This is a genomic window from Nocardia sp. NPDC050718 (assembly GCF_040654235.1).
Classification (GTDB): domain Bacteria; phylum Actinomycetota; class Actinomycetes; order Mycobacteriales; family Mycobacteriaceae; genus Nocardia.
In genome coordinates, this window is sequence record NZ_JBFAHQ010000006.1 from 39,223 (window position 1) to 62,705 (window position 23,483).

General features: G+C 70.7%; 23 protein-coding genes. 10 read left to right on the forward strand and 13 right to left on the reverse strand.

Annotated elements, in window-relative coordinates; all coding sequences use genetic code 11:
- Nucleotides 1-2 precede the first annotated feature (2 nt).
- On the reverse strand, nucleotides 3-851 hold the full coding sequence (locus tag AB0H54_RS25820; protein ID WP_355281083.1) for an SDR family NAD(P)-dependent oxidoreductase: 849 nt from the start codon (nucleotides 849-851) through the stop codon (nucleotides 3-5).
- Nucleotides 852-905: 54 nt separating this feature from the next.
- On the opposite strand from AB0H54_RS25820, the gene AB0H54_RS25825 reads away from it, so the two are divergent.
- Nucleotides 906-1,904, forward strand: coding sequence for an alpha/beta hydrolase (locus AB0H54_RS25825; RefSeq protein WP_357348557.1), 999 nt, complete (start codon nucleotides 906-908; stop codon nucleotides 1,902-1,904).
- On the opposite strand, the gene AB0H54_RS25830 is transcribed toward AB0H54_RS25825, so the two are convergent.
- From AB0H54_RS25830 to AB0H54_RS25840, 3 genes are read right to left on the reverse strand one after another with little or no spacing between them, the layout of a single operon-like run.
- On the reverse strand, nucleotides 1,886-2,476 hold the full coding sequence (locus AB0H54_RS25830) for a dihydrofolate reductase family protein (protein ID WP_357348560.1): 591 nt from the start codon (nucleotides 2,474-2,476) through the stop codon (nucleotides 1,886-1,888). The two genes, AB0H54_RS25825 and AB0H54_RS25830, sit on opposite strands and share 19 nt — an antisense overlap.
- On the reverse strand, nucleotides 2,473-3,291 hold the full coding sequence (locus AB0H54_RS25835) for a metalloregulator ArsR/SmtB family transcription factor (RefSeq protein WP_357348563.1): 819 nt from the start codon (nucleotides 3,289-3,291) through the stop codon (nucleotides 2,473-2,475). Before AB0H54_RS25835 ends, AB0H54_RS25830 begins: the two co-directional genes overlap by 4 nt.
- Nucleotides 3,292-3,335: 44 nt before the next feature.
- Nucleotides 3,336-3,992: a TetR/AcrR family transcriptional regulator gene (locus tag AB0H54_RS25840; protein ID WP_357348564.1), complete on the reverse strand. Its 657-nt coding sequence runs from the start codon at nucleotides 3,990-3,992 to the stop codon at nucleotides 3,336-3,338.
- 102 nt (nucleotides 3,993-4,094) lie between these two features.
- On the opposite strand from AB0H54_RS25840, the gene AB0H54_RS25845 reads away from it, so the two are divergent.
- The 5 genes from AB0H54_RS25845 to AB0H54_RS25865 all read left to right on the forward strand — a co-directional run bounded on the left by AB0H54_RS25845 (nucleotide 4,095) and on the right by AB0H54_RS25865 (nucleotide 8,752).
- Nucleotides 4,095-4,931: an SDR family NAD(P)-dependent oxidoreductase gene (locus AB0H54_RS25845; protein WP_357348566.1), complete on the forward strand. Its 837-nt coding sequence runs from the start codon at nucleotides 4,095-4,097 to the stop codon at nucleotides 4,929-4,931.
- Nucleotides 4,932-4,955: 24 nt separating this feature from the next.
- Entirely contained in the window at nucleotides 4,956-5,879 is a 924-nt protein-coding gene (locus tag AB0H54_RS25850; protein WP_355281093.1) for a ferritin-like domain-containing protein, read from the forward strand.
- Nucleotides 5,876-6,445, forward strand: coding sequence for an NAD(P)/FAD-dependent oxidoreductase (locus tag AB0H54_RS25855; protein WP_357348568.1), 570 nt, complete (start codon nucleotides 5,876-5,878; stop codon nucleotides 6,443-6,445). Before AB0H54_RS25850 ends, AB0H54_RS25855 begins: the two co-directional genes overlap by 4 nt.
- Nucleotides 6,442-7,926, forward strand: coding sequence for an NAD(P)/FAD-dependent oxidoreductase (locus AB0H54_RS25860; protein WP_357348570.1), 1,485 nt, complete (start codon nucleotides 6,442-6,444; stop codon nucleotides 7,924-7,926). The genes AB0H54_RS25855 and AB0H54_RS25860 overlap by 4 nt, the downstream gene beginning before the upstream one ends.
- Before the next feature lie 103 nt (nucleotides 7,927-8,029).
- Nucleotides 8,030-8,752, forward strand: coding sequence for an HAD family hydrolase (locus tag AB0H54_RS25865; protein WP_357348572.1), 723 nt, complete (start codon nucleotides 8,030-8,032; stop codon nucleotides 8,750-8,752).
- Nucleotides 8,753-8,756: 4 nt separating this feature from the next.
- Here AB0H54_RS25865 and AB0H54_RS25870 read toward each other — a convergent pair whose 3' ends face one another.
- The 7 genes from AB0H54_RS25870 to AB0H54_RS25900 all read right to left on the reverse strand — a co-directional run bounded on the left by AB0H54_RS25870 (nucleotide 8,757) and on the right by AB0H54_RS25900 (nucleotide 17,449).
- The gene (locus tag AB0H54_RS25870) at nucleotides 8,757-9,185 is read right to left on the reverse strand and encodes a cupin domain-containing protein (RefSeq protein WP_357349084.1); all 429 of its coding nucleotides are present in this window, start codon (nucleotides 9,183-9,185) and stop codon (nucleotides 8,757-8,759) included.
- A gap of 199 nt (nucleotides 9,186-9,384) precedes the next feature.
- The gene (locus AB0H54_RS25875; RefSeq protein WP_357348574.1) at nucleotides 9,385-11,562 is read right to left on the reverse strand and encodes an MMPL family transporter; all 2,178 of its coding nucleotides are present in this window, start codon (nucleotides 11,560-11,562) and stop codon (nucleotides 9,385-9,387) included.
- Nucleotides 11,559-12,755, reverse strand: coding sequence for a peptide synthetase (locus AB0H54_RS25880; RefSeq protein WP_357348576.1), 1,197 nt, complete (start codon nucleotides 12,753-12,755; stop codon nucleotides 11,559-11,561). The genes AB0H54_RS25875 and AB0H54_RS25880 overlap by 4 nt, the downstream gene beginning before the upstream one ends.
- 32 nt (nucleotides 12,756-12,787) lie before the next feature.
- Entirely contained in the window at nucleotides 12,788-13,831 is a 1,044-nt protein-coding gene (locus AB0H54_RS25885; RefSeq protein WP_357348578.1) for an NAD-dependent epimerase/dehydratase family protein, read from the reverse strand.
- Complete coding sequence (locus tag AB0H54_RS25890; RefSeq protein WP_357348580.1) at nucleotides 13,828-15,489, reverse strand: fatty acid CoA ligase family protein; 1,662 nt, start codon at nucleotides 15,487-15,489, stop codon at nucleotides 13,828-13,830. The genes AB0H54_RS25885 and AB0H54_RS25890 overlap by 4 nt, the downstream gene beginning before the upstream one ends.
- Complete coding sequence (locus AB0H54_RS25895; protein ID WP_357348582.1) at nucleotides 15,486-16,391, reverse strand: hypothetical protein; 906 nt, start codon at nucleotides 16,389-16,391, stop codon at nucleotides 15,486-15,488. The genes AB0H54_RS25890 and AB0H54_RS25895 overlap by 4 nt, the downstream gene beginning before the upstream one ends.
- 8 nt (nucleotides 16,392-16,399) lie before the next feature.
- Nucleotides 16,400-17,449 carry a 3-oxoacyl-[acyl-carrier-protein] synthase III C-terminal domain-containing protein gene (locus AB0H54_RS25900; protein ID WP_355281107.1) on the reverse strand — a complete coding sequence of 350 codons (1,050 nt, stop codon included), beginning with the start codon at nucleotides 17,447-17,449 and terminating at the stop codon, nucleotides 16,400-16,402.
- A gap of 522 nt (nucleotides 17,450-17,971) precedes the next feature.
- Here AB0H54_RS25900 and AB0H54_RS25905 point away from each other — a divergent pair.
- Nucleotides 17,972-18,517 carry an AAA family ATPase gene (locus AB0H54_RS25905; RefSeq protein WP_357348584.1) on the forward strand — a complete coding sequence of 182 codons (546 nt, stop codon included), beginning with the start codon at nucleotides 17,972-17,974 and terminating at the stop codon, nucleotides 18,515-18,517.
- Here the strand turns inward: AB0H54_RS25905 and AB0H54_RS25910 are convergent, their stop codons facing one another.
- Nucleotides 18,518-19,519, reverse strand: coding sequence for an LLM class flavin-dependent oxidoreductase (locus AB0H54_RS25910; protein WP_357348586.1), 1,002 nt, complete (start codon nucleotides 19,517-19,519; stop codon nucleotides 18,518-18,520).
- 246 nt (nucleotides 19,520-19,765) lie between these two features.
- On the opposite strand from AB0H54_RS25910, the gene AB0H54_RS25915 reads away from it, so the two are divergent.
- The 3 genes from AB0H54_RS25915 to AB0H54_RS25925 all read left to right on the forward strand — a co-directional run bounded on the left by AB0H54_RS25915 (nucleotide 19,766) and on the right by AB0H54_RS25925 (nucleotide 22,188).
- Entirely contained in the window at nucleotides 19,766-20,095 is a 330-nt protein-coding gene (locus AB0H54_RS25915) for a DUF779 domain-containing protein (protein WP_357348588.1), read from the forward strand.
- 51 nt (nucleotides 20,096-20,146) lie between these two features.
- Complete coding sequence (locus AB0H54_RS25920) at nucleotides 20,147-20,812, forward strand: hypothetical protein (RefSeq protein WP_357348589.1); 666 nt, start codon at nucleotides 20,147-20,149, stop codon at nucleotides 20,810-20,812.
- 140 nt (nucleotides 20,813-20,952) lie between these two features.
- The gene (locus AB0H54_RS25925; RefSeq protein ID WP_357348591.1) at nucleotides 20,953-22,188 is read left to right on the forward strand and encodes a cytochrome P450; all 1,236 of its coding nucleotides are present in this window, start codon (nucleotides 20,953-20,955) and stop codon (nucleotides 22,186-22,188) included.
- 42 nt (nucleotides 22,189-22,230) lie between these two features.
- Here AB0H54_RS25925 and AB0H54_RS25930 read toward each other — a convergent pair whose 3' ends face one another.
- On the reverse strand, nucleotides 22,231-23,448 hold the full coding sequence (locus tag AB0H54_RS25930) for a cytochrome P450 (protein WP_357349086.1): 1,218 nt from the start codon (nucleotides 23,446-23,448) through the stop codon (nucleotides 22,231-22,233).
- Between the last annotated feature and the right edge of the window lie 35 nt (nucleotides 23,449-23,483).

The window sequence follows — 23,483 nt, forward strand, 5'->3', positions numbered from 1 at the left end:
GCTCAATCGGCCCGGGGAATCCGGCCGTCGACGTCGGTGAATCCGTACTCGACGGCGAGGTCGGCGACCTTCCACGCGCCGCCGCCGCGGGTCAGCCGAGCGGGGTCGGCGGCCAGCGCGACGACCGCGCGACCGGGGAAACGCGGGGTCTCGGCGGCGTTGAGGTCGAAGGTGCCCTCGCCGGGCAGGGTCACCTCGCGGCGCCCGTTCTCGTCGGCCGGAACCATCTGCAGCAGTTCGGTGTCGACGATCCCGGGCCAGATCGAGACCGCGGTCGCGCCGGTGCCGAGCAGGTCGTGGGCCAGGTCGGCGGTGAGCCGGTCCAGCGCGGTCTTGGCGACGCCGTAGACGGCGTTGTGCATGTACCGCTGGGAGCCGGGGGAGGAGACGTTGACGATCAGCCCCGCCGACTCGATCAGCAGCGGCGCGGCGAACACGCTGGCCACGTAATGCGAGCGGACGCCGATGTCGAAGGTCTCGTCCCAGGCCTTCGGCGGGACGTCCCAGAACTTGCGGCCGAGCCAGCGCGCCGCGGCGGGGGAGTTGTAGACGTTGTTCACCAGCACGTCGAGCCGGCCCTGCTCGTCGCGCACCTGGGCGAAGAGCTTCTCGACCGCCGCGTCGTCGGCGTGATCGCAGACGACGGCCACGCCGTGGCCGCCCAGCGCGGTGATCTCCTCGGCGGTCGCGTGCACGGTGCCGGGCAGCCTGCCCGCGGTGGTGGTGCGGCCGGTCACGTACACGGTGGCCCCGGCCGCGCCCAGTTCCTGGGCGATGCCCTTGCCGATGCCACGGCTGGCGCCGGTCACCACCGCGACCCGGCCGGCGAGAATCTTGGGTGTTCCGCTCATGGCCTCCAGACATTACCGTCAAAAGAGGAACACGTTCTAGAAACGGAGACGGTAGTGGAGCTGACCCAACGATTCCTGGACACCGGCGGCGTCCGGATGCACGTCACCGAGCGGGGGCAGGGGTATCCGGTCGTCTTCTGTCACGGATTCCCGCACACCGGTTTCGTGTGGCACCGCCAGCTCGCGGCGGTGGCGGGCGCGGGCTTCCGGGCCATCGCGCCGGATCTGCGCGGCTACGGCCGCACCGACGCCCCAGTTGATCCCGCGGCTTACACCAACGCGGCGGTGATCGGTGATCTGCTGGCGCTGCTCGACGACATCGGCGCGGAGAAGGCCGTCTTCGTCGGCCTCGACTTCGGCGCCCAGCTCGTGTGGGAGCTGGCACTGCGGGCGCCCGAGCGCGTGGATGCCGTTGCCGTCCTGAACAATCCGTTCTCGCCACGTCCGCCGCGCGCGCCGTCGGAGTACTGGACCAAGGCCGCGCAGCGGCACTTCCTGCACCTGGCCTACTTCCAGGAGCCGGGCGTGGCCGACGCCGAACTGGCCGCGCGTTCCCGCGAATTCCTGGCCAGGGTCTACTACTCGCTCTCCGGCGACTACCACTACCTCGACACCTGGAAGAACCCGCCGGGCCTGGGCTACCTCGATGTCCTGCCGCAGGCCCCCGAGCTGCCCTGGTCCTGGCTGAGCGAGGCCGAATTCGACACCCTGGCAGCGGAGTTCGATCGCACCGGCTTCACCGGCGGCCTGAACTGGTACCGCAATCTCGACCGCAACTGGGCGCTCACCGAAGCCTTCGCCGGTGCCCGGGTGCCGGTGCCCACCTACTTCCTCTACGGCGAGAACGATCCGGACATGGAGGGGTTCAGCGGCCGTGATCCGCTGGCCGTGCTGCGCGCGAACGTCCCGGATCTGCGTGCGGTGGTGAAGGTGCCTGGCGCGGGGCACCTGGTGCAACTGGAACGCACCGACGCCGTCGACGAGTTCCTGATCGCGGCCCTGCGAGATCTCGGCGTCGGTGCGCTGCCGAGCGGTCAGCGCACCCGGTCGTAGACGAGCGCGACCTCGCCGAGTTCGCCCACCGCGTGGTGGGTGACGGTCCACCGGGTGCCGGGCAGGCCGTCGTCGAACAGCCGCGCGCCGCCACCGGCGATCTCGGGGCAGATCAGCAGGTACAGCCGGTCGATCAGGTCGGCCGCCAGCAGGTCCACGATGACGCTCGGGCTGGAGTTGACCAGGATGTCGCCGGTGCCCGCGGTCTTCAGTTCGGCGATCACGTCGGCCGCGGGTGCGTTCACCAGCCGGGTCCGCTCCCACGGCGCGTCGGTGAGCGTGGTCGAGAAGACCACCTTGTCGGTGTCGGCCAGCCACTTCGCGTAGGCACGATCGCGGGGGTCGGCGGCCTCGTCGGCGGCGACGGTGGGCCAGTAGGCGAGGAAGCCCTCGGCGTTGCGGCGGCCGAGCACCGCCGTCGTCGCGTCGGCCCAGAGGCGGGAGAGGTGCTCGCGCGCGACCTCGGTGGTCGCGTAGCGCACGATCGCCGCCGCGTCGGTGGGGCCGCCGGGTCCGTGATAGCGCCCGTCGAGGGTGAGGGCGAGATTGGCGGTCACGGTGCGTTCGGTCATGACTGTGCTTCCTTCGTCGCGGTGCCGCCGATCCGGGCGGCGAGATTGTCGAGAACCTGGCCCCAGCCGGTGCCGATTCCCGCGATGTACGGGACGGCCTCGACGGAGGTGTCGGTGATGGTCAGCCCGAGCCGCAGGCGTGTGCCGTCGCGGACGGGGTCGAGCGTCAGGTCGTAGTGGCCGGTGAACGACACCGCCCCGGACTCGTCGAGGACCGCGAGGTCGAATGCGAGGTGCCCGGGTTCCGTTGCGGCGCCGACCTTTCCCGCCGAGCGGTAGCGGCGGCCTTCGGGGTCGCGATAGTCGAGGACGGCGCGACCGCCCGGCCTCGGTTCGAGCGCGCAGTCGGTGATCGTCATCGAGGGCGGGGCCAGCCACGAGCCCAGCAGGTCGGCCTCGACCCAGTGCCGCCAGACGACCTCGCGGGGCGCGGCCAGGGTGCGATCGAAGGTGAAGGCGCGGCCGTCGGCCCACCGATCCCGTTCGGCGACCGCGGTTTCCGCGTCGATGGCGGCGCGGTAGCGCTCGACCACGTCACGCTCGTCCGCGTTCGCCTCGACGGTCTCGACGAGCAGGCGCAGCGCCCGTTCGAGCCCGGTGAGTGGCGCGGCCTCGAGCGCGTAGACGCGCCGCTGCCCGAGCGGGAACACGGTGACGAGACCCGCGCGGGCCAGCGTCTGGAGGTGCTTGGTGGTCTGCGGCTGCCGCAGACCGGTCAGCTCGGCCAGTTCTCCCACCGAGCGGGGTCGTTCGGCGAGGAGTTCGACGATGCGCCATCGCGCGCCGTCGCCCAGTGCCGCGGCGATCTCGTCCATGCGCAGAAGTATTCCTTGATAGGAATATTCATGTCAAGGAATACTTAGCGGTGATCGCCGATGATCTCCGGCGGGAGGAACATCGTGGCCAGCTGGGCGGCGATGGCGCTGGTGTGGTCGATGATGCGGTCGGCGTCGACGTCGAGGACGCCGGTGCGCCAGGCCGAGAGCAGTTCGATGAAGCCGCCGATGCCGGTCAGGGTGCTCATCCGGATATCGGTCTCGTCGACGCCGGGGCGCAGGTAGGGCCAGGCGGCGGCGATCAGCAGGTCGGTGGCGTCGGTGAGCATGGTCTTGCGGCGCTGCTCCAGCACGGCGCTGCCCGCGTGATCGGCCAGCAGGATGCGGGCGCGACCGCGCGGATCGGCTTGCAACTCGACCGCGCGGGTGATCGCCGCGCGCATGACCTCGAGCGGCGTCCGATTCTCGGTCTCGGCGAGTACGCAGGCCAGATCGGCGAAGACCTCGGCGCACACCTCGTCCCAGACCGCCGCCAGCAGTTCGTCGCGGTCGGCGAAATGCTCGTAGAAGTAGCGGTCGTTGAGGGAGGTCCGCTGGCAGACGCCACGCATCGTCACCGCGGCCCAGCCGTTCTCCAGCCAGATCGTCAGGGCGGCGTCGACCAGGCCGGCGCGTCGCTGCGCCCTGCGCTGGTCGGCGGTCAGCCCGCCCCAGGTTCGTGCCGGTGCGCGCACATCCATGGTTGACAAAGTACTCCGCCGCGAGCCTAATTGGTGTCAGGTGCGGCCAATGGTGGCAGATGCCACCAATTCGAGTCGTACCGGGTCGACCCGGGAGTTGCCATGCGACTGTTTCCCTTCGGCGGACGCCGCCGGACCACGAGCGCCGACGCCGTGGTGACCGGCGCGGGCAGCGGCATCGGGCGGGCCTTCGCCGTGGAACTGGGCAGGCGGGGCGGCCGCGTGGTCTGCTCCGACCTCGACCCCGACAGCGCGGCCGAGACCGCCGGACTCGTCGAGGCCGCGGGTGGGAAGGCGATCGGCACCGCCTGCGACGTCACCGCGATCGCCGAGGTCACCCGGCTCGCCGCCACCGCCGCGGACTGGTTCGGCGGCGCGCCCACCGTCGTGGTCAACAACGCGGGCATCGGCGCGGGCGGCCCGGTGATCGGGGAATTCGCCCTCGACGACTGGCAGCGCACGCTCGGCGTCAACCTGTGGGGCGTGATCCACGGCTGCCACGTCTTCGCGCCGATCCTGCGGGCGGCGGGACGCGGGGCCATCGTCAATGTCGCCTCGGCGGCCGCGTTCGGCGCCGCGCCGCGGATGGCGGCCTACAACGTCAGCAAGGCGGGCGTGCTCGCGCTCTCGGAGACCCTGTCGGCGGAGCTGGCAGGCACCGGCGTCGGCGTCACGGTGCTCTGCCCGACCGGCGTGAAAACCAATATCATGCAGGCGGATTCGCCGATGGACGAGACCGCCGAGCGGCTCGGCGGACTGCTCCTGCGCTGGACCGGCCGCGCGCCGTCGACCATCGCCCGCGCCACCCTCGACGCCGTCGACCACGGCGAGCTGTACGTGGTGCCACAACTCGAGGCCAAGGTGCTCTGGCAGGCCAAACGCTGGATGCCCGCGACCTACACCCGTTCGGCCGGCCTGCTGGAGCGGGTCGTGCGCTGATCCATCACCGAAGGAGATCGAACAATGACGTTCGCCTATCCCGACATGCTCGCCACGGTGCGCGCCAAGCAGTGGGCGCTGGCCGACATCGACTGGGACGCACCGGGTGCCGACACCATCACCGACGAGCAGCGCCCCCGGCTGGCCACCTTCATGGCCGATCTGGTGTGGATCGAACACGTCGGCGCGCGCGGGTTCGCCGCCCTGGTGCACCAGGCGCCGCCGGGCCCGCTGCGCGAGATCTACCGGTACTTCCACGCCGAGGAACAGAAGCACGCCAATGCCGAACTCGCGCTGATGCGCCGGTGGGGGATGCTCGACGGCGACGCGATGCCGGTGCCCAACAAGAACATTCGCCTGGTGATCAGCTGGCTCGACCGCTACGCCGACCAGCTGAGCCTGCCGGTCCTGGGCACCGTCATCCCCTCGCTGGAGACGGCGCTGGACGGCGCGCTGGTGAAATTCCTGCTCGACGAGGTCGACGACCCGGTGTGTCACGAGGTGTTCCGCCACATCAACAACGACGAATCCCGGCACCTGGCCGTCGGTTTCCAGGTGCTCGAACAGCTCGGGGCCGGTCCGATCCGCCGGATCGCCATCGAGACCGCCGGTTTCGCCGTGCGCCCGTCGTTCGTGCTCGGCGCGCTGCTGTACGCGCCGCTGCTGTCGCGGATGTCGACCAACATCATCGCCCTCGGGCTCGACGAGGAGAAGCTGTGGCAGGCGGTGCGCCGCTACGAGAACGTCGGCGAGCGCAGTCCCGCGATCCGGCGGGTGCCGCTGTATCACGTGGTGAAGACGCACGGTAAGGCCACGATTCACCGGCGTCAGCCGTTCCAGTTGCTGGCCGACGTGTCCAACGCCTGCATCGACCGGTTCCCGGTCCGGATGCTGGGCCGCAGGCCGTCCTGGTCCGACGAGCTCACCTACGAACCGGTGGCGAAATGACCACGCTCCGTTTCGCCGAGACCTTCACCGGCCGCCAGCTGCACCGCACAACCTTCGTCCCGCGCCACGAATTCACCGGCAGGCGGGTGGCGATCGTCGGTGGCGGGGCCGCGGCCGCGCGTCTGCTGCCCGGCATCGCCGCGGAGGCCGCGCGGGTGACGGTGTTCCAGACCGACGCGGTGTGGATCCTGCCGCGCGCGCCACTGCCCGGCGCCACGGTCCTGCGCGGGCTGCCGGAGCCGGTGGTCCGCCTGGCCGCGCGGATCAATCTGCGTGTCCAGGTGCGTGATTCGTGGCTGCGGCACCGGCTCACCCCGGACGAGGACGCCGGCGTCGCCGTGCACAACAGCTACTACCGCACCCTGCGCCGACCCCACTGCGCCCTGGTGACCTGGCCGATCGCGCGGCTGGTCCCGCTGGGCGTGCGCACGGTCGACGGAATCGAGCACCGGGTCGACACCATCGTCTACGCCGAGGACACCGGACACGTGGTCCGCGTCCTCGCCCGGCGCGGCCGCACCCACTACTCGCCCGAATTCGCCGGCACGACGAAGGAGATCGCATGACCACCACCGGGATCGACCACGAGATCGTCATCGTCGGGGCTGGATTCTCCGGCATCGGCGCCGCGATCGCGTTGCGCAATGCCGGATTCGACGACTTCCTGATCGTCGACGAAGCCGACGGCGTCGGGGGAACCTGGCACTGGAACACCTATCCCGGTGTGGCCGTGGATATCCCGTCGTTCAGCTACCAGTTCTCGTTCGAGCAGCGCACCGACTGGTCCCGGGTATACGCGCCGGGCCGCGAACTCAAGGCCTACGCCGAATCCTGCGTGGACAAGTACGACCTGCGGCCCCACATCCGCTTCGGTACCACGGTGACCGGGGCCGACTTCGACGAGCGGGACCGGCGCTGGGTGCTGCGCACCGCCGACGGCACCGAGCTGACGGCGCGGTTCGTGATCAGCGCGACCGGTGTGCTCACCCGGCCCAAACTGCCCGACATCCCCGGTGTCGAGGACTTCGCCGGGGTCACGATGCACACCTCGCGCTGGGACCACCGCCAGGATCTGCGCGGCAAGCGGGTCGCGATCATCGGCACCGGGGCCTCGGCCGTGCAGGTCGTTCCCGAGATCGCCCCGGAGGTCGAGCGGCTGACGGTGTTCCAGCGCACGCCGATCTGGTGCCTGCCGCGACCCGATATGCCCCTGCCGCTCCCCGCCCGCCTGGCGCTGAAGGTGCCGGGCGGACGCACCCTGACGCGGCTGGTGAGCCAGACCTACGTCGAGTTCACCTTCCCCCTCGCCGCCCACTACCACCGCTCGCTGCCGACCGCCGCGATCGGCGAACGCGCCGGCCTGGCCCATCTGCGCAGACAGGTGAAGGACCCGGCGACCCGGGAGGCGCTGACCCCGAAATACGCGCTCGGCTGCAAGCGGCCCAGCTTCTCCAACGACTATCTGTCGACCTTCAACCGGTCGAACGTGACCTTGGAGACCACGGCGATCAGCGCGATCACGCCGACCGGCGTGCGCACCGAGGCGGGCGTCGAACACCCCGCCGACGTGCTGATCCTGGCGACCGGCTTCAAGGTGATGGAGTCGGGCAACATGCCGACCTACGACCTGCACGGCGTCGGCGGCCGCGATCTGGAGACCTGGTGGGACGAGAACCGCCTGCAGGCCTACGAGGGTGTCAGCGTGCCCGGCTTCCCCAATTTCTTCTCCATCATCGGCCCCTACGGCTACAACGGCGCGTCCTACTTCACCCTGATCGAGAATCAGACCCGCCACATCCTGCGCTGCCTGCACCACGCCCGCAGCACCGACGCGGAGCGCATCGAGGTCACCGAGGAGGCCAACGACCGCTACTTCCGGGAGATGCTCGCCCGCCGCGGCGGTCAGGTGTTCTGGCAGGACAGCTGCGCCACCGCCAACAGCTACTACTTCGACAAGCACGGCGACGTCCCGCTCCGGCCCGCCTCCACCCTCGAAGCCGCGTGGCGCAGCGGCCATTTCGCCCTCACCGACTACGTCTTCAGCTAGCGGACGGCGCCGCGGCTGCGGGCGGGGCCGCGGCGCCGTGCCGACGTATGCGATGCTCGGGGCGGATGACGCCGGGGGAGCGTCGGAACGGAAAGGGGTGCCCATGCCGATCCACGGTGTGCTCTTCGACGTCGACGACACGCTGTTCGACTACTCGTCCTCGGAGGCGGCCGGGCTGCTCGCGCACCTGCGCCAGGACGGCTCGCTCGACCGGTTCGCCGACCCCGCGGCGGCGGTGGCGCTCTGGCGCGAGATCACCGAGCTCGAATACACCCGGTTCGTCGTCGGGGAACTCTCCTTTCCCGAGCAGCAGCGGGCCCGCGCCCGCACGTTCCTGTCGCGGCTGCGCGGCGTCGCGCCCACGGCGGTGACCGATCCCGACGCGTCGGCCTGGTTCACCGGGTTCGCCGCCCACCGCCGGGCCGCCTGGTCGGCGTTCCCGGACGCCGAGCCGGTCCTGCGGCACCTGGCGCCCGGCTACCGGCTCGGCATCGTCTCGAACGCCGCGGTGCCCCAGCAGCAGCGCAAGCTCGCGGCCGTGGGACTGCTCGACTATTTCGGGGACCGGGTGGTCTGCAGCGAGGAGCACGGCGCGCCGAAGCCCGAGCCCAGCATCTTCCTGGCCGGCTGCGCCGTGCTCGGGCTCGCGCCGGACGAGGTCGCCTACGTCGGCGACAAATACGCGGTCGACGCCGTGGGCGCGCACGACGCGGGCCTGCGATCGTGCTGGCTCGACCGCGCGAACATCCACTCCCACACCGAGATCCGCGACGGCATCCACGTCATCGCCAGCCTCGAACACCTTCCGCCCCTGCTGACGGGATAGGCCCTCAGCTGCGGAAGTCCGCGAAGTCGAACCCCGGCGCGACAACGCAGCTCACCAGGACCTCTTCGTCTGCGGCGGGTCGCGCGGCCTGCCAGTGACCGCCCGGGACCACGTACTGCACCTGCTGACCGGCGTCGACCAGCGGACCCAGGGTCACCACCGTCGCGGTGCCCGGCGCGTCGCCGTCACCACCCAGGCTGAGCTCGAGCGGCCCGCCCCGATGCCACAGCCACACCTCGTCGGAACGCACCGCGTGCCAGATCGAGTGTTCGCCGGGCGGCAGCAGAAATAGGATCCCGGTCGCGGCCGCGCGGGCGCCCGGATAGCCGGCGGGCGCGAAGGTGTGCGCGCTGCGCCAGGTCTCCCGATACCAGCCGCCCTCCGGATGCGGTCGCAGATCCAGTGCCGCCGCCGTCGTCGGCCGACGCAGCACCTGAGTGTGCTGTCCGTCCGGTCCACGCCGCACCCACCGCACGTCCTCGACGGCGGCGACCGGCACGCTCGCGGCGGCCGACCCGAACCCGGGCACGGTCAGCGCCAGCACCTGGGCGGTCGTTGGCAGGGTATCGGCGGCGCGCAGCGCGGCCGCGTCGTCGGCGGCGTGGAGGACCTCCGCGCCGATCCGCAGCCGGTCATCGGCCGACTGCCACCTCTCGCGGGTCGTCACGATCATCAGAGCTGTCCTGCGGTAAAGAGTCGGGCTGTCTCCATGGTGCGCTCCGGCGCGTGTTCGTGCACGCCGGCGACCGGTCGGCTCGCCACGGCAGCCACCAATTGGCGGGGCCCATCAACTGCACGAGGGCGGGGACGAGGAGCATGCGGACCAGCGTGGCGTCCAGGACCAGGGCGATGATCATGCCGAGGCCGAGGAAGCGCATCGGCGTCAGCGGCGAGAGCGCGAAGGCGCCGGTGACCAGCACGAGCAGGACGGCGGCCGCGGTGATGACGCGGGCGGTCTTCACCGTGCCGACGCGCACGGCGGTCGCGGTGTCGGCGCCCGCGCGGTGCGCCTCGGCCATCCGGGAGAGCAGGAACACCTCGTAGTCGGTGGACAAGCCGAAGACGACCGCGATGATCAGCACCAGCATGCCCGCCGGGATCGGCCCGGCCGTGATACCGAGCGGGCCGGCGAGATGGCCGTGGTAGAAGATCATCGTCAGCACGCCGAAGGTGGCCGCCAGGCTGAGGAACGCCATCGCGACGGCCTTGAGCGGCAACATGATCGAGCGGAACGCGACCGTCAGCAGCACCAGGGTGGCCAGCACCATCACCGCGATCATCAGCGGCATCCGCCCGACCGTCGACGCCACGGTGTCGACGGTCGCCGCGGTGTCACCACCCACCGCCAGCGTCGTGCCCGCCGGTGGTTCCAGCGCCCGCAGGGCGTGGACGGCGGCGGTCGCGTCCACGCTGCGGTCGGCGGCGGTGAGGAAGGCGTGCAGGACGACGACATCGTCGGCGCGCCCGACCTGCACGACATCGCCGACGCCGGGGACCGCGTCGACCTCGTCGAGCACGGTGGCGACCGCGGCCGACTGCGGTGGGCCGTCGATGCCGCGGAGCAGCACGGTCGCGCCGCTCGCCGCGGCCGGGAAGGTCGCGGTGAGCTCGTCGACCGTGCGGCGCATCTCGCTGTCGGGCGGCAGGGCGCGGTGGTCGATGTCGCCGAGCCGGATGCCGGTCAGCGGTGCGGCCAGGGCGAGCAGGATCGCGCCGACGACGACGGTGACCACGCCGGGGCGCCGCAGCACGGCGTCGACCACCCTGGTCCAGAAGTGCTCGGTGCGGGTCGTCGGCCTGGCCCGGCCGATCCGGGTGCCGAACAGCGCCAGCAGGGCGGGCAGCACCGTCAGCGACAGGCCGGCGGCCATGGCCACCGCCGCGATGGACCCGATGCCCAGCGACCGCAGCACCGCCTGCGGGAACACGAAGGTGCCGGCGAACGCGCACATCAGCAGCAGCGCCGACAGCGCGACGGTGCGCCCGGCGGTCGCGTAGGTGCGGGCGATGGCCGCGGGCACGTCGCGGCTCTCGGCGTATTCCTCGCGGAATCGGTTGACCAGGAACAGCCCGTAGTCGATGGCCATGCCGAGGCCGAGCAGCGAGGCGATGTTCACCGCGAAGGTGGTCACTTCTGTGGTCTCGGTGAGCAGCCGGATCACCCCCAGGGACCCGGCGACCGCGAGCGCGCCCACCAGCACCGGCAGGGCACCGGCGAGCAGCCCGCCGAACACCAGCACCAGGATCAGCAAGGTCAGCGGCAGGGAGATCGACTCCGCCACCACGAGATCACGCTGCGAGCGCGCGACGATCTCGGAGTTGAGCGCGCTGTAGCCGGAGAGCCGGGTGTCGACGCCGGGCACCCGGAGCGCGTCGGCGATCGCGGGAAAGGCGGCGATGCGCGCGGTGTCGTCGCCGGCGGCGAACACCACCGCCACGGCGTGGCGCCGATCCGGCGAGACCAGGAAGTTCCGCATCGGCGCGGCGGCCTGCCAGTAGCTCTGCGTCGGCCGCGCCAGCAGGGCCGGGTCGATCCGGTCCAGTGCCGCGGTGACCTGCGGCCCGATCTCGTCGACGGTCCGGCCGTCCGGCGCGGTGAAGAGCGCGATCACATCGGGACTCTGCGGACCGAACTGCGCGGTGACCGCCCGGTCCACCAGCGCCGACTCGCTGCCCTGATCGGCGAAACCCCCGGCGCTGAGCCGCTGGGTGACATCGGCGCCGAAGGCCGCGCACAGCCCGATGAATACCACGACGACGGCCAGTACCGCCCGCGGCCGGGCGGTGACCAGGCGGGCCAGCACCGTCACAGCGTTCGATCCAGCCGGGCCGGTGCCGATTCGAGCATCTCCACGATCCGGTCGAGCAGTGCCTCGAGCCGGGCCTCCACCCCGTCGCCGTTGCGCGCCGACACCGTCAGATCGGTCCGGCCGTCGAATTCGGTGAGCCCGAACAGCAGTGGCATCGCGACACTGTGCTGGGGCAGCACATACAGCCCCGTCGGCCGGAAGCCGGGCACGGCCAGCTCGTCGGCGGTGAAGCGGCCCATGTGGGACACGGTGGCCGAGGCCAGGTTCCGGCCGAGGCGGGCACCGAGCCAGTTCGTCGTGTGCAGGACACCACGATTGATCGGGTCGGGCACCAGGGTGATCCGGGTGTTTGCCAGCTGGTTCAGCTCGCGTCGTTCGCGCAGGCCGGTCGTGATCTGCTCCTTGATCGACGTCCAGTCGCTGCCGGACTCGATGTCGAGGAACAGCGGCAGGGCCAGATTGGCGGTCGAGCGCAGCGCCGGATCGTGCCTGCGCAGGTCGACCGGCATCATGATGCGCGAGGTCCCCGGCGTCTCGGCGGCCAGCAGCGCGCAGACCCGGGCCAGCGCGCCGGGGGCCGCGGCGTCGATTCGCCGGTGCCGCAGCAGATGTCGCGCCACACCGCGTCGCTGCCTGCCGCGGCCGGTCGCGCTGCGGTAGCGCGGCACCATCGCCGCCGGCTTGCCCGGCGCCCCGACCCGGTCCACGAGTTCCTGGTCGGCCACCGGGTCGAGCTGGGGGATCGGGTCCTCCCCGCGCAGCGCGCGCAGGACGTTGGTCACCCACAGCACCATGCCCATGCCGTCCATCACGCCGTGGAAGACCCGGAAGACCAGCGTCACCGGCGCGCCGGTCAGCAGCAGCACCTCGACCGTCGTCTCCGGCGTCGGGCCGATCGGGCTGGTGAGCACCGGGTCGGACTCGAGGACGGTCGCGGGGAGCACATGGCCCGGCACCACCCGGACCGCGGGCGCGGTGCCGGCGTCGACCCAGTCGGTGCCGCGACGCACCAGTCGCGCGCCCGGGGTCACCGTCGCGGCCAGCGCCACCGCGCGGCGCAGCCGGTCGGGGTCGAGGTCGCCGTCGCCGGGGACGACCAGCTGCATGAGGAACGGCGGCGCCAGGTCGCGCATGGGGAAGTACATGCGCTCGGTCGTCGAGATCGGGCGACGGAAGGGACTGCTGCCGTTCATGATTGCCTCCGGTACTTCGGTCGTGCGGTGACTTACCGCAGGTCCCTGGTGAGCGTTTCGATGCCACCCTCGGCATCGAGCCAGGTGAGGAATCCGGCCAGCCCGGTGTCGCGATCGATGACCGGCGTGTAGCCGAGATCGCGGCGGGCGGCGCCGGTGTCGTAGGTGGCACTGCGGGTCATCAGCGCGACGGCGTACCGCGACAGCGGCGGCGACCAGCGGGTGGCCACGGCCGGGATCCGCCACACGGCCTCGACGGCCGCCACGACGGCGGTGAGCACGCGGCGGTTCGGCCTGCGCGAGGGCGGCGCGTAACCGAGCCCGGTCGCGACCGCGCCGAGAAACGCCCACACATCGGTCTTCTCGGCATCGGCCACGAAATACGCCCGGCCGCCGACGGATTCCGCCGTGAGCGCGAGCACGCACGCGCGCACGATGTTGTCCACGTGGCACAGCGACGCCTCGACCGTGCGGCCGTAGGACAGATCGGGCAGCGACCCGGTCGCGGTCCGGCCGAGCAGCCGCACGATCGGTCCCGAACGGTCACCCGCGCCCCAGATCGCCCGCGGCCGCAGCGCGACGGTGGTGAAGCTGTCGGTGTTCGCGGCGAGCACGGACCGTTCGGCGGCGGCCTTGGTCTCGGAGTAGAAGTTCAGGTAGCGGTGCGGGTAGGGCAGTGCTTCGTCGACGTCGAGCTGGTCGCCGCCGTCGCGGTCCATCAGCGCGCTCGGACTGGACACGAAGACGAACCGGGCCGCGCCACCGCGCCGGGCCGCGTCGAGCAGCGTCTCGGTGGCGGTCACGTTCTCCGCCCAGAAGCGGGCCCTGGTGCCGCGTTCGTCGACCCGGGCCGCGCTGTGCACCACGACGTCGATGCCGGCGGTCGCGCGGGCCAGCGAGGCCGGGTCGGCGAGGTCGCCGTACACGACCGTGACCCGCTCGCGGGCCGGGCCGAGATCGTCGAGCACGCTGGTGGGCCGCACCAGGATCGATACGTCGTGGGCGCCCTCGGCGACCAGCGCGCGCACGAGCGCGCCACCGAGGAACCCGGACGCGCCGGTGACCAGGACCTTCATCGCTGTGACTCCTGCTTCTTCGCCGCCCACCGGGCGAGTTCCTCACGACCGATCTTGGCGTTGTGCCGGATGTCGACCGGGAACCCGGGATGGACGAGGAACTCCGTGACGGGCGCCGTGATCTCGAATTCCACGGCGCGGGTACGCAATCGGGTCAGGGCGGCGGCCGGATCGGCACCCGGTTCGAGCTCGACGCACAGCACCGGCCGCTGGATACCGCGCGCGCCGAGGCCGACGAGCGCGGTCCGCGCGACCCCGGGCACCACATTGAAGACCTGCTCGACCTGCACGGTGAACATCGGCCCGCGCGCGGTCTCGACGCGCTGACTCTTGCGCCCGCAGAACCAGATCCGGTCCTGCTCGTCGATCCAGCCCAGGTCACCGGTGCGGTGCCAGGTGCGGTCGCCGTCGGCGATCTTGCCCGCCACGTTGGCCGCCGCGGGCCAGTAGTAGCGGGTGCTGACATTCGGGCCGGTGACGACGATCTCGCCCACCGCGCGTGGCCCGGCCGGGCGAACCGCCTCGTTCCAGTCGGCCACCGGATCGTCGGTGATGGCGAGCAGGCGCACCTCGACCCGGTCGGCGGCGCGGCCGATGCAGGTGCCGTCCCCCTGGTGGGCGCGCTCGACCAGTCCGTCGAGCAATTCCCTGGACTCGATGGTCGACATCGGCAGCGCCTCGGTCGAGCCGTAGCCCGCGTAGATCTCGGCGTCGGGACTCAGGACTTCGCGCAGCCCCGCGACACACCAATCCGGCACGGGCGCACCGCCGGAGAACACGCTCGACAGCGTGCTCAGCGCGGCCGGGTGCGCGCGCAGGTGCTCGAGCAGCGGGATGAGCAGGGCGGGGGAGGCGAACATGGTGCGCACGTCGAAGCGGTCGATCGCGTCCACCACGTGCGCCGGATCGGTCGACCCGACCTTGCTCGGGATCAGCGGCGGCAGCACGCAGCGCGCGCCGAGCAGCAGATCGAGCACGCCCACCAGCGGCAGGGTGATCAGCGAGGTCCCCGGCGGGGTCCCGCCGCGGGCGGCGTGCACCTGCTCCACCATCGCAGCCAGATTGCCGTGGGTCAGCTCCACCGCCTTGGCCGGACCCGTACTGCCGGTGGTGAATCCGATGATCAGCACGTCCTCGGGCGCGGCGGCCACCCGCTCGGGCAGCGGGCCCGACGGTGTCCGGCCCCAGGCCCGCAGCGTGGGTCCGCCCCAGAACCAGCGGCGTCCCACCGTCAGCGTGGTGCGCACGCGACGGAAGCTGCGCGGGAACAGCACCCGCAGCGCGTGCGCCGGGGGAATCCCGATGAACGCCTCCGCCTCGACCGCGCGCAGGCAGTGCACCATCCGGCGCACCCCCATGCCCGGGTCGATCACCACCGGCACCGCGCCGATCTTCAACAGCGCGAACAGGATCGCGTACAGCTCCGCGCTCGGCAGCACCAGCACGATCGTCCTGGTCCCGCTGCCCACCCCCGACCCGAGGAGCTGCTCGGCGATCGCGTCCGACCACAGATCCAGCTCCTGATAGGTGATCCGCCGGTAGTCGGGCAGACCGGCGGCGGTCTGCCCGTCGGGGTAGATCACCGCGGCCCGATCGGGTTCGGCCTGCGCGAAACGCCGGAAGTCGTCGATGGTCCGCCAGTAGGTCGCCGTCGTCACGCGGTGGTCTCCGCGGGTAGCCGGTACAGGGTGGCGGCCGCCGACGGACCCGCGCCCGCCGCGACGAACAGCACGTGGGTGCGGCCGGTCAGTGAGCGCTCGGCGACCGCGCGGTCGTAGGCCAGCGGCAGCGCGGCGGTATGCGGGTCGCCGTCGGTGAGGTCGGGCGTGCGCACCGCGTCCTGGTCGATGCCGAGGGCGTCGGCGAGCCGCTTCGGGAAGTGCGGGGTCGGCGTCGAGGCGATCAAGGCCAGGCCGGCCGGGTCGATCTCGGCGGCGGCCAGGGCGGCGCGCGCCGCGTCGCAGGCGACGGCCAGGATCCGGTCCTCGAAATCGGCGTCGCGCTCGATGGTCATCAGGCTGCGGCCGATCGCGCCCATGGTCGCGGTGTCGACATAGGCGACCTCGGCGGGACTGCCCGTCGACCGCGCGGAGTGCACCGGCCCGAACCCCTCCGGGCCGTCGACCTGCTCGAGCAGCAGCGCGGCACCGGCGGTGGCATAGGGGAATTCGGCGTCGGCCGTGCCGCGGGTGAGCGAGGGATGGGTGTCGCCCGCGACGACGAGCACGTGCTCGGTGCTGCCGGTGGCGAGCACCGACCCGGCGACCCGGACGGCGTCGAGCACCCCGACGGCGCCGTTCATCAGGTCGAAGGAGAACGTCCGCGGATCGTCCCTGGTGTAGTCGAGGCCGATGCCCGCCGCCTTCTGGATCAGCGCGGAGACCGCCGGTTCGACCGTGTTCGAGTCACGGAAGATCCCGGTGTTGATCAGCACGCCCACCTGGTCGGGCCGGATATCGGCTCGCTGCAGGCATTGCCGCGCGGCGCGGCCGCTGTGCTCGACGATGCTGTGGGTGTCGGCGGCCCTGCTGGCGCCGGTGGCTCGGATACGCACGCCCATGACGAACCTCAGACCTTCAGCGAAGAGATGGTGGTGGACAGGAAGCCGGCGACGACACCGGAGGCGGCCGGAACCATGAGGAGCTTGGACCCGGTCTCGATGCGCTGCTCCGACAGCTGGTCGTGCAGCACGATGAAATGCGAAGTGGTCGAGGTGTTTCCGTACTTCTCGATCACGTTCAGGTCCGGCGGCATCGGGGTGCCGAACTCGCGGGCGGCGACGCCGTTGATGTACGGCACGGCCGCCGCGCCGAACTGGTGATGAATGATGTAGTCGAACTGCTCGTCGGCGAAGGTGCGGCCCCGCTGTTCGAGGAAGGTGCCCTGCGCGTCCGGCCACAGCATGAACCTGGCCTCGTTGTGCATCTTGCGGTTGTCGGTGTAGAGCGCGACACCCGCCGACTTGTCGCTGGGCATGCCCAGGCACAGGTGCGAATGCTCGGCGGCGGTGAACAATTCGACGTAGTGGATCATGTCCGCCTCGTCGACGGCCTGGTCGAGCACGACCGCGCACCCCGAGTCGCCCACCGACAGCGAGGCGAACTGCAGGTCGTACTTCTCGGAGATCTCGTTCACGGCGGTGTCGGCGATCGGGGTGATCGACTCACCGCTGACGACCATGCCGTTGCGCACCACACCCGCCCGGATCATCCGGTCGAGAATGTAGGTGCCGGTGAGCATTCCGGCGCAGGCGTTGGACACGTCGAAGGTTATCGCCGCGTCGGCGCCGAGTGCCTGGGCGATCGTCGAGGCGAACGAGGGCTCCATGTACATGCGGGTGCCCTGGTTGCTGCGGGTGATCGAACAGGAGATGATCACGTCCAGTTCGCTCGCGGCGTAGCGCGACCTGGTCAGGCAGTCCTGCGCGGCGTGCACGGCCAGCGCGAACGAGTCCTGCATGGCGTCGGGCGCGGTGTCGCGCACGCGCCGTTCCTTGATCCCGGTGATCCGCTCCAGGTCGAACGAGGGCGGTACTTTCAAACGGGAAATCAATTCGGCGGTGGAGACGATATTCGACGGAAGATATGCGCCGATCGACTCGAAACGTGAATGCAACACGTGAACTCCTCCAACGTCTGTAAGTGCGCCTGGGATCATTTCCGACCGTCGGTGGGACGGAACCCTACCGGAGAAAAAGCATTCGCCCGGAAGCGATCTGAACGGCTGTGGACGGACGCACGACCATCGATGCACCTATGTGTGACCGAAAGTCTTGGCTATGTGGCTATCGCTGGAGAAGTGACGTCGACCAGCGGTGATGCAATCGTTTACGGCGTATGGGCCGAGGGTGGCTATCGCTCCGGTGCGCGGTCGCGGGCGGGTCGGGTGCCGCGTCGGCGAGGGTTCGGAGTGAGGGACCTCACGAATGAACTCCGGACGGAATGTATCGCCGGGACCACACCTTTTGTCACCGGGGCAAAATGGCGGCCGGTAAGTTTGTCGCGAGAGGAAAACCCGCCGCGCCGACAAACTCTGTGGCCCAGCACACCATCGGCGGCGTAGCCTCGTCGGCACCGTACGGGCGCGGCCCGGTGGCAGCTGTCCTGACCATCGGCCGCGCGATCAGGAAGGGGCTGCCGCGTGACCGGGTCGCTGCCACAGGTCATCGTTCTTCTCACCGGGATCCAGGCCGCGGGGAAGTCGACCATCGCGCAGATGCTGGCCGAGCGGCTACCCCGCTCGGTGCATGTGCGCGGGGATGTCTTCCGGCGCATGGTGATCAACGGCCGCGAGGAGATGGCGCCGGAACCGTCCGAGGAAGCCGTGCGGCAGTTGCGCCTACGGCACCGGCTGACGGCGGCGACCTGCGACGAGTACTTCCGGGAGGGCTTCACGGTGCTGGCCCAGGACGTCGTCCTCGGCGAGCACCTGCCGGAGCTGATCGAGCTGATCCGGCATCGGCCTCTGCTGGTCGTGGTGCTCACGCCACGGCCGGACGCCATCGCGGCCAGGGAGGCGGCCCGGGGCAAGGACGCGTATCACCGGTGGACCATCGACCTGCTCGACGATGGTCTGCGCAACCACACGCCCCGGCTCGGGCTCTGGCTCGACACCTCCGAGCAGACGCCGGAGCAGACCGTCGAGGAGATACTGGCGAGGGCGTGGACCGAGGCCGCGGTCGGCTGATCAGTGGGCGGCGGAGCGCAACCCCGCCAGCCGCCGATGCGAATCCAGCCGTGCCGTCCGATCGAAAGTGCTCGTGTGGACGAGGATTTCCTCGGCGCCGGTCTGGGTAATCAGTTGTCCCAGCGAGTCGGCGACTTCGGCTTCGGAACCGTGGATCTGGTCGTCGAGTGCCCGCTCGAAGAGCTCACGCTGCCGGGCGGTCATCGTCGTGGCGTCGATCTCCTCGGGGGAGAGCAGCGCCGGGAACTCGCCCCGGGTGCGTGCGTACGCGCTCGACCACGCCTCGGGGAGCAGGAGCCGGTGTGCCAGCGCGGTCGTGTCGGCGATCATCACGGTCGCCGACACGATCACATAGGGCTGCTCGGCTCGTGCCGACGGCCGGAACTCGGCGCGGTAGCGCTCGATCGCCCGCACCATCGCCGCCCGGTCGCCGACCTGCGCGATGACCAGCGGCAGCCCGAACCGGGCCGCCCGCTCGGCGCCCGAACCGGTCGCCAGCACAAAGGTCGGCAGGTGCGCGCCCTCGGCCGATCCGGCGTGCACGCCGAAGCGGCCCGCGTCGAAATAGTCGAGCAGTTCGCCCAGGTCGGCGTCGAAATCCTCGGCGTCGGCCCGATCGTGGGCGAGCGCCCGGCGCACACCGTCGGTGAAGCCCACCGAGCGCCCCAGACCCATATCGATCCGCCCGGGGAACAGCGATGCCAGCACACCGAACTGCTCGGCGACGACCAAGGGCTGATGATTGGGCAGCATGACACCGCCGGTCCCGACCCGGATCCGAGCGGTGGCCGCCGCGACCGCCGCGACCAGCACCGTCGGGGCGGTGCCTGCGACACCGGGCACGCTGTGATGTTCGGCGACCCAGAACCGGTGATATCCCCACCGCTCGGCCAGCTGGGCGAACTCGACGGTGTCGCGCAGCGCGTCGGCGTGAGACTGGCCACGCCGGACACGCGAGCGATCCAGGATCGAGAGGCGGGTCGCCTCGGGTATCGGGGTCATATCCCTGTCAACGCCGCGTGTCGCGGGGGATTCCACGGCGGGTCGCGGCTTCGCAAGATTCGATCGGCACCAACGTTGGACCAACCTTGCCCACCCATAGTGTCTGGCGACCCCGACAACCGAGATCTTCCCGAGGAGTGCACCATGCCTTACCAAGCCGGGTCCGGACGCCGTGAGCGGCCTCCGCACGTTCATGCCGCGAACCACCGTCATCGAGCCATCGACACGACCGAGGACGCCCGTCACGTGCTGCAACTGCTGACCGCCATGCACGGACCCGTCGTCCTGTACCTCCCGCCCGACTCCGACGGTCACACCCCGATCTGTGTGCGCCGCACCGACTTCCACGCCGGCGACGGCGACGTCCTGGCGGGCCAGACCGCCTGGCACACGGAATTCTGGCTGGCCGAACGCTTCCACGTCGGGCTGGAGGACCTCGACGTCGGCATCGATGTCCGCAGCGCGCCCGCCGCCGATCGCCGGAGTGCCTCGCTGGAATCCTCGTGCGGCTTCCGCTTCACCCTGCGCATCGAGAGCGCGCAGGCGACGACGGACCTCGTCGAGGAGGCCTCCTAGCACTGCGACGACCGACGGGGGGTTGTCGGTGGGTGTGGTTACCCTGCCGGGATGGTCGGACTGGACCCGGCGTTGCGCCGGTTGACGCGGGATGTGGGAAAGCTGCTGCAGCCGTATGGTTTTCGTGGATCGGAAGCCAGATGGACGCAGGTGGCGGCGGGTGGGGTGGCGTCGGTCGGCCGCGGCCGGGTCCAGCGGAGCTGGACCGACGGTCAGCAGGAGGTCCGATTCGGGCTGGAGGTGAACGCGACGCCGACGGCGTGGTGGGAGTTCGGCGACTGGTGCAGGCAGCGGCTGGGTGGTCCGCCCACGACGCTCGCGGACGCGACCGGGCCCGGACTCGTCGAACTGCGGGGGATACCCGCCGAATGCACCGAACCGTGGTCGCTGCGCGTCGATCCCACGGTCGACGGACAGCAGGTACGGCAGTCCGACATCGAGGCGCTGCGCGCGGAACTGCCCCGCCGGGTCCACGTCTACGCGCGCCGGGCACTGCGCTTGCTGGAGCCGGACCGCTATCTGGACGAGTTGCTCGCCGACCCCGATCCGGGGCTGCGCACCTGGGAAGCGGTCGTGGTGTTGCTGGCCGAGCGCGGCCCGGGGGACCGGCTCGACGAGGCGCTGGCGCGGTACGAGACGTGTCTTCGGGCCGAGGACGCCCAGCTGGCGCCCGTGAATGCCCTTGCCTACGTGCGTGATCGCGTCGCCACCGCCTGAATGCCGCTGTCGCCGAGTCCCTGCGACCTGTCGGGTGTACCGGTAGCATCGCTAACCGAATCGGAAGGTTCAGTCCAGCAGTATGTTTCGATGCGATCGCCTGCATTGGGGTCCGGGAAACACCGGTGATCGAGAGGTTCATGGTGGAATCGGTAGCGAGTCGGTTGGTAATCGATACAACAGGGGAAGACATCCAGGGGGAGAGCGCGCGCATCCGGGAGCAGGGCCCGGCGGTGCTGGTCGAGCTGCCCGGCGGGGTGCCGGCGTGGTCGGTCACCGACCAGGCGCTGCTGGAGAAGCTGTTGACCGATTCGCGGGTCTCCAAGGACGCCTCGCAGCATTGGCCGTCGTTCGTCGCGGGCGAGATCCCGCCCGACTGGCCGCTGTTCCTATGGGTCGCGGTGTCGAACATGTTCACCGCCTACGGCGCCGACCACCGCAGGCTGCGCAGGCTGGTGGCGCCCGCGTTCACCGCACGCCGCACCGAGGCCATGCGCGAGCAGGTCGAGCGGATCACCACCGACCTGCTCGACGCGCTGGCCGAGACCCCGCCGGGTGAGGCCGTCGATCTGCGGGAGCACTTCGCCTATCCGCTGCCGATCCAGGTGATCTCGGAGCTGATGGGCGTGCCCGAATCGCTGAACCCGGGCCTGCGGACGTGTGTCGACGGCATCTTCGACACCACGCTCACCCCGGAGCAGTCCCAAGCCAACTACCTGGAGATGTACCGGATCCTCGGTGAGCTGGTGGCCTTCCGCCGCGAGCACCCCGGCGACGACATCACCAGCCTGCTCATCTCGCAGCGCGATGAGGACGAAGGCGGCGCGCTCACCGAGGAAGAACTGATCGGCACCCTGCTGCTGGTCATCTCGGCCGGTCACGAGACCACCGTCAACCTCCTCGATCAGGCGATCATCGCGCTGCTCACCCGGCCCGCGGTGCTCGCCGAGGTCACGGCGGGCACGATCACCTGGGCCGACGTCGTCGAGGAGACGCTGCGCTACGAATCGCCGGTGGCGCACCTGCCGTTGCGGTTCGCGGTGTCCGACATCGACATCGACGGCGTCCACATCGCCCAGGGCGAGGCGATCCTGGCGAGTTACGCGGGCGCGGGACGTGACCCCAAGCGGCACGGCGAGACCGCCGACGAGTTCGATCCGACCCGGGCCGACAAGTCCCACATGGCGTTCGGCTACGGCGTGCACCACTGCCTCGGCGCGCCGCTGGCCCGGCTCGAGGCGCTGGTCTCGCTGCCCGCGCTGTTCGAGCGTTTCCCCGCGATGAGTCTGGCGGCGCCGGTCGGCGAACTCGGCACCGTGCCCAGCTTCATCTCCAACGGGCACAAGCACCTGCCGGTGCGCGTGCACGGCGAGTAGCCGGCGCTGGTCCCTGCTCGGACACCCGAGCAGGGACCACGCTCACCGCGTCGGCGTCGCGAGCGGCGGCGTCCTCGGGAATCGCACCGGCAGGGCGGCCAGCGCGCGGTGGAACGGCCCGGGACGCCAGACCAATTCGGCCTCGGGCACCGCCAGCTCCAGTTCGGGCAGGGCGTCGAGCAGCTGATCGATCGCCTCCTGCGCGATCAGGTAGGCGGGGGACTTGGCCGGGCAGCCGTGCGGGCCCGTGCTCCACGCCAGATGCGCCCGGTTGTCCAGGAAGTCACCGCTGCCGATCGAGGGATCGTTGTTGCACGCGGCCATGCTGATCACCACCGGCTGGTGGGCGGGCAGCCACACATCGTCGACCAGGATGGGCTGGCGCGGGTAGGTGGTGCAGAAGTTGGCCATCGGCGGATCTGTGTAGAGCACCTCGTCGAGCGCGTCGCGGGTGGACAGGCTGCCACCGAGCAGGCTGCCCGCGAAGCGGTGATCGGTGAGCATCAGCCGGATCGTGTTGAGGACCAGGTTGAGCATCGGCTCGATCCCGGCGCCGTACATGGTCAGCAGCTGGTTCATCAGCTCTTCGTCGTTGAGCTGCTGCGGGTGCTGCACGAGCCGGGTGGTGATGTCGTCGCCGGGGGTGGCCTGTTTGAGCCGCACCAGGTCGTAGAGCGCGTCCTCGAGCATCTGCGCGCCGCGCACCGCGGTGTCGCCGCCCTCGAACATCTGGGCCATCCCGGTGGCGACCCGTCCGCCGATCTCCTCGGGGACGCCGAGCATGGCGTTGATCGTCGCGAAGACGACCGGGAACGCGTACTGGCTCAGCAGATCCGCCGTGCCGTCGGCACAGAAGCCGTCGATCACCGGCATCGCGATCTGTTCCACGGTCCGGTGCAGCCGATACAGGTCGACGCCCGCCAGCCCGGCCACGGTCACCTGCCGGTACCGGACGTGTTCGGCGCCGCTGGTGCGAATCGCGTTGGGGCGGTAGCGCATCATCGGATACACCGGGCAGTCGACGGGGATCTCGCGCTGCCACATCCGCGGATCCGCCGGGAAATGATCGGGATCGTTGAGAATCTGTACCGCCGTGCGATAGCCGATCACCAGGGTGGCCGGCACACCGGGCACGAGATCCACCGGCACCAGCGAGCCGTAGCGGTGCCGCATGGCGCGATAGGCGCTCTGCGGGTCGGCCGCGAATTCCGGCGAGTACAGCGGGACGCGATCCTGGCCGTCGCGCGAGTCCGGTGACACCGGGCAGCGGGCCGGGGCGAGGTCGAGCGGAACGT

Bases quoted from the DNA above. Each gene is read 5' to 3' on its own strand.
- AB0H54_RS25885 (WP_357348578.1), bottom strand. From the start codon at position 13,831: ATGAAGGTCCTGGTCACCGGCGCGTCCGGGTTCCTCGGTGGCGCGCTC.
- AB0H54_RS25835 (WP_357348563.1), bottom strand. From the start codon at position 3,291: ATGGACGAGATCGCCGCGGCACTGGGCGACGGCGCGCGATGGCGCATC.
- AB0H54_RS25880 (WP_357348576.1), bottom strand. From the start codon at position 12,755: ATGAACGGCAGCAGTCCCTTCCGTCGCCCGATCTCGACGACCGAGCGC.
- AB0H54_RS25845 (WP_357348566.1), top strand. From the start codon at position 4,095: ATGCGACTGTTTCCCTTCGGCGGACGCCGCCGGACCACGAGCGCCGAC.
- AB0H54_RS25865 (WP_357348572.1), top strand. From the start codon at position 8,030: ATGCCGATCCACGGTGTGCTCTTCGACGTCGACGACACGCTGTTCGAC.
- AB0H54_RS25910 (WP_357348586.1), bottom strand. From the start codon at position 19,519: ATGACCCCGATACCCGAGGCGACCCGCCTCTCGATCCTGGATCGCTCG.
- AB0H54_RS25860 (WP_357348570.1), top strand. From the start codon at position 6,442: ATGACCACCACCGGGATCGACCACGAGATCGTCATCGTCGGGGCTGGA.
- AB0H54_RS25855 (WP_357348568.1), top strand. From the start codon at position 5,876: ATGACCACGCTCCGTTTCGCCGAGACCTTCACCGGCCGCCAGCTGCAC.
- AB0H54_RS25925 (WP_357348591.1), top strand. From the start codon at position 20,953: ATGGTGGAATCGGTAGCGAGTCGGTTGGTAATCGATACAACAGGGGAA.
- AB0H54_RS25850 (WP_355281093.1), top strand. From the start codon at position 4,956: ATGACGTTCGCCTATCCCGACATGCTCGCCACGGTGCGCGCCAAGCAG.
- AB0H54_RS25920 (WP_357348589.1), top strand. From the start codon at position 20,147: ATGGTCGGACTGGACCCGGCGTTGCGCCGGTTGACGCGGGATGTGGGA.
- AB0H54_RS25895 (WP_357348582.1), bottom strand. From the start codon at position 16,391: ATGGGCGTGCGTATCCGAGCCACCGGCGCCAGCAGGGCCGCCGACACC.
- AB0H54_RS25840 (WP_357348564.1), bottom strand. From the start codon at position 3,992: ATGGATGTGCGCGCACCGGCACGAACCTGGGGCGGGCTGACCGCCGAC.
- AB0H54_RS25830 (WP_357348560.1), bottom strand. From the start codon at position 2,476: ATGACCGAACGCACCGTGACCGCCAATCTCGCCCTCACCCTCGACGGG.
- AB0H54_RS25820 (WP_355281083.1), bottom strand. From the start codon at position 851: ATGAGCGGAACACCCAAGATTCTCGCCGGCCGGGTCGCGGTGGTGACC.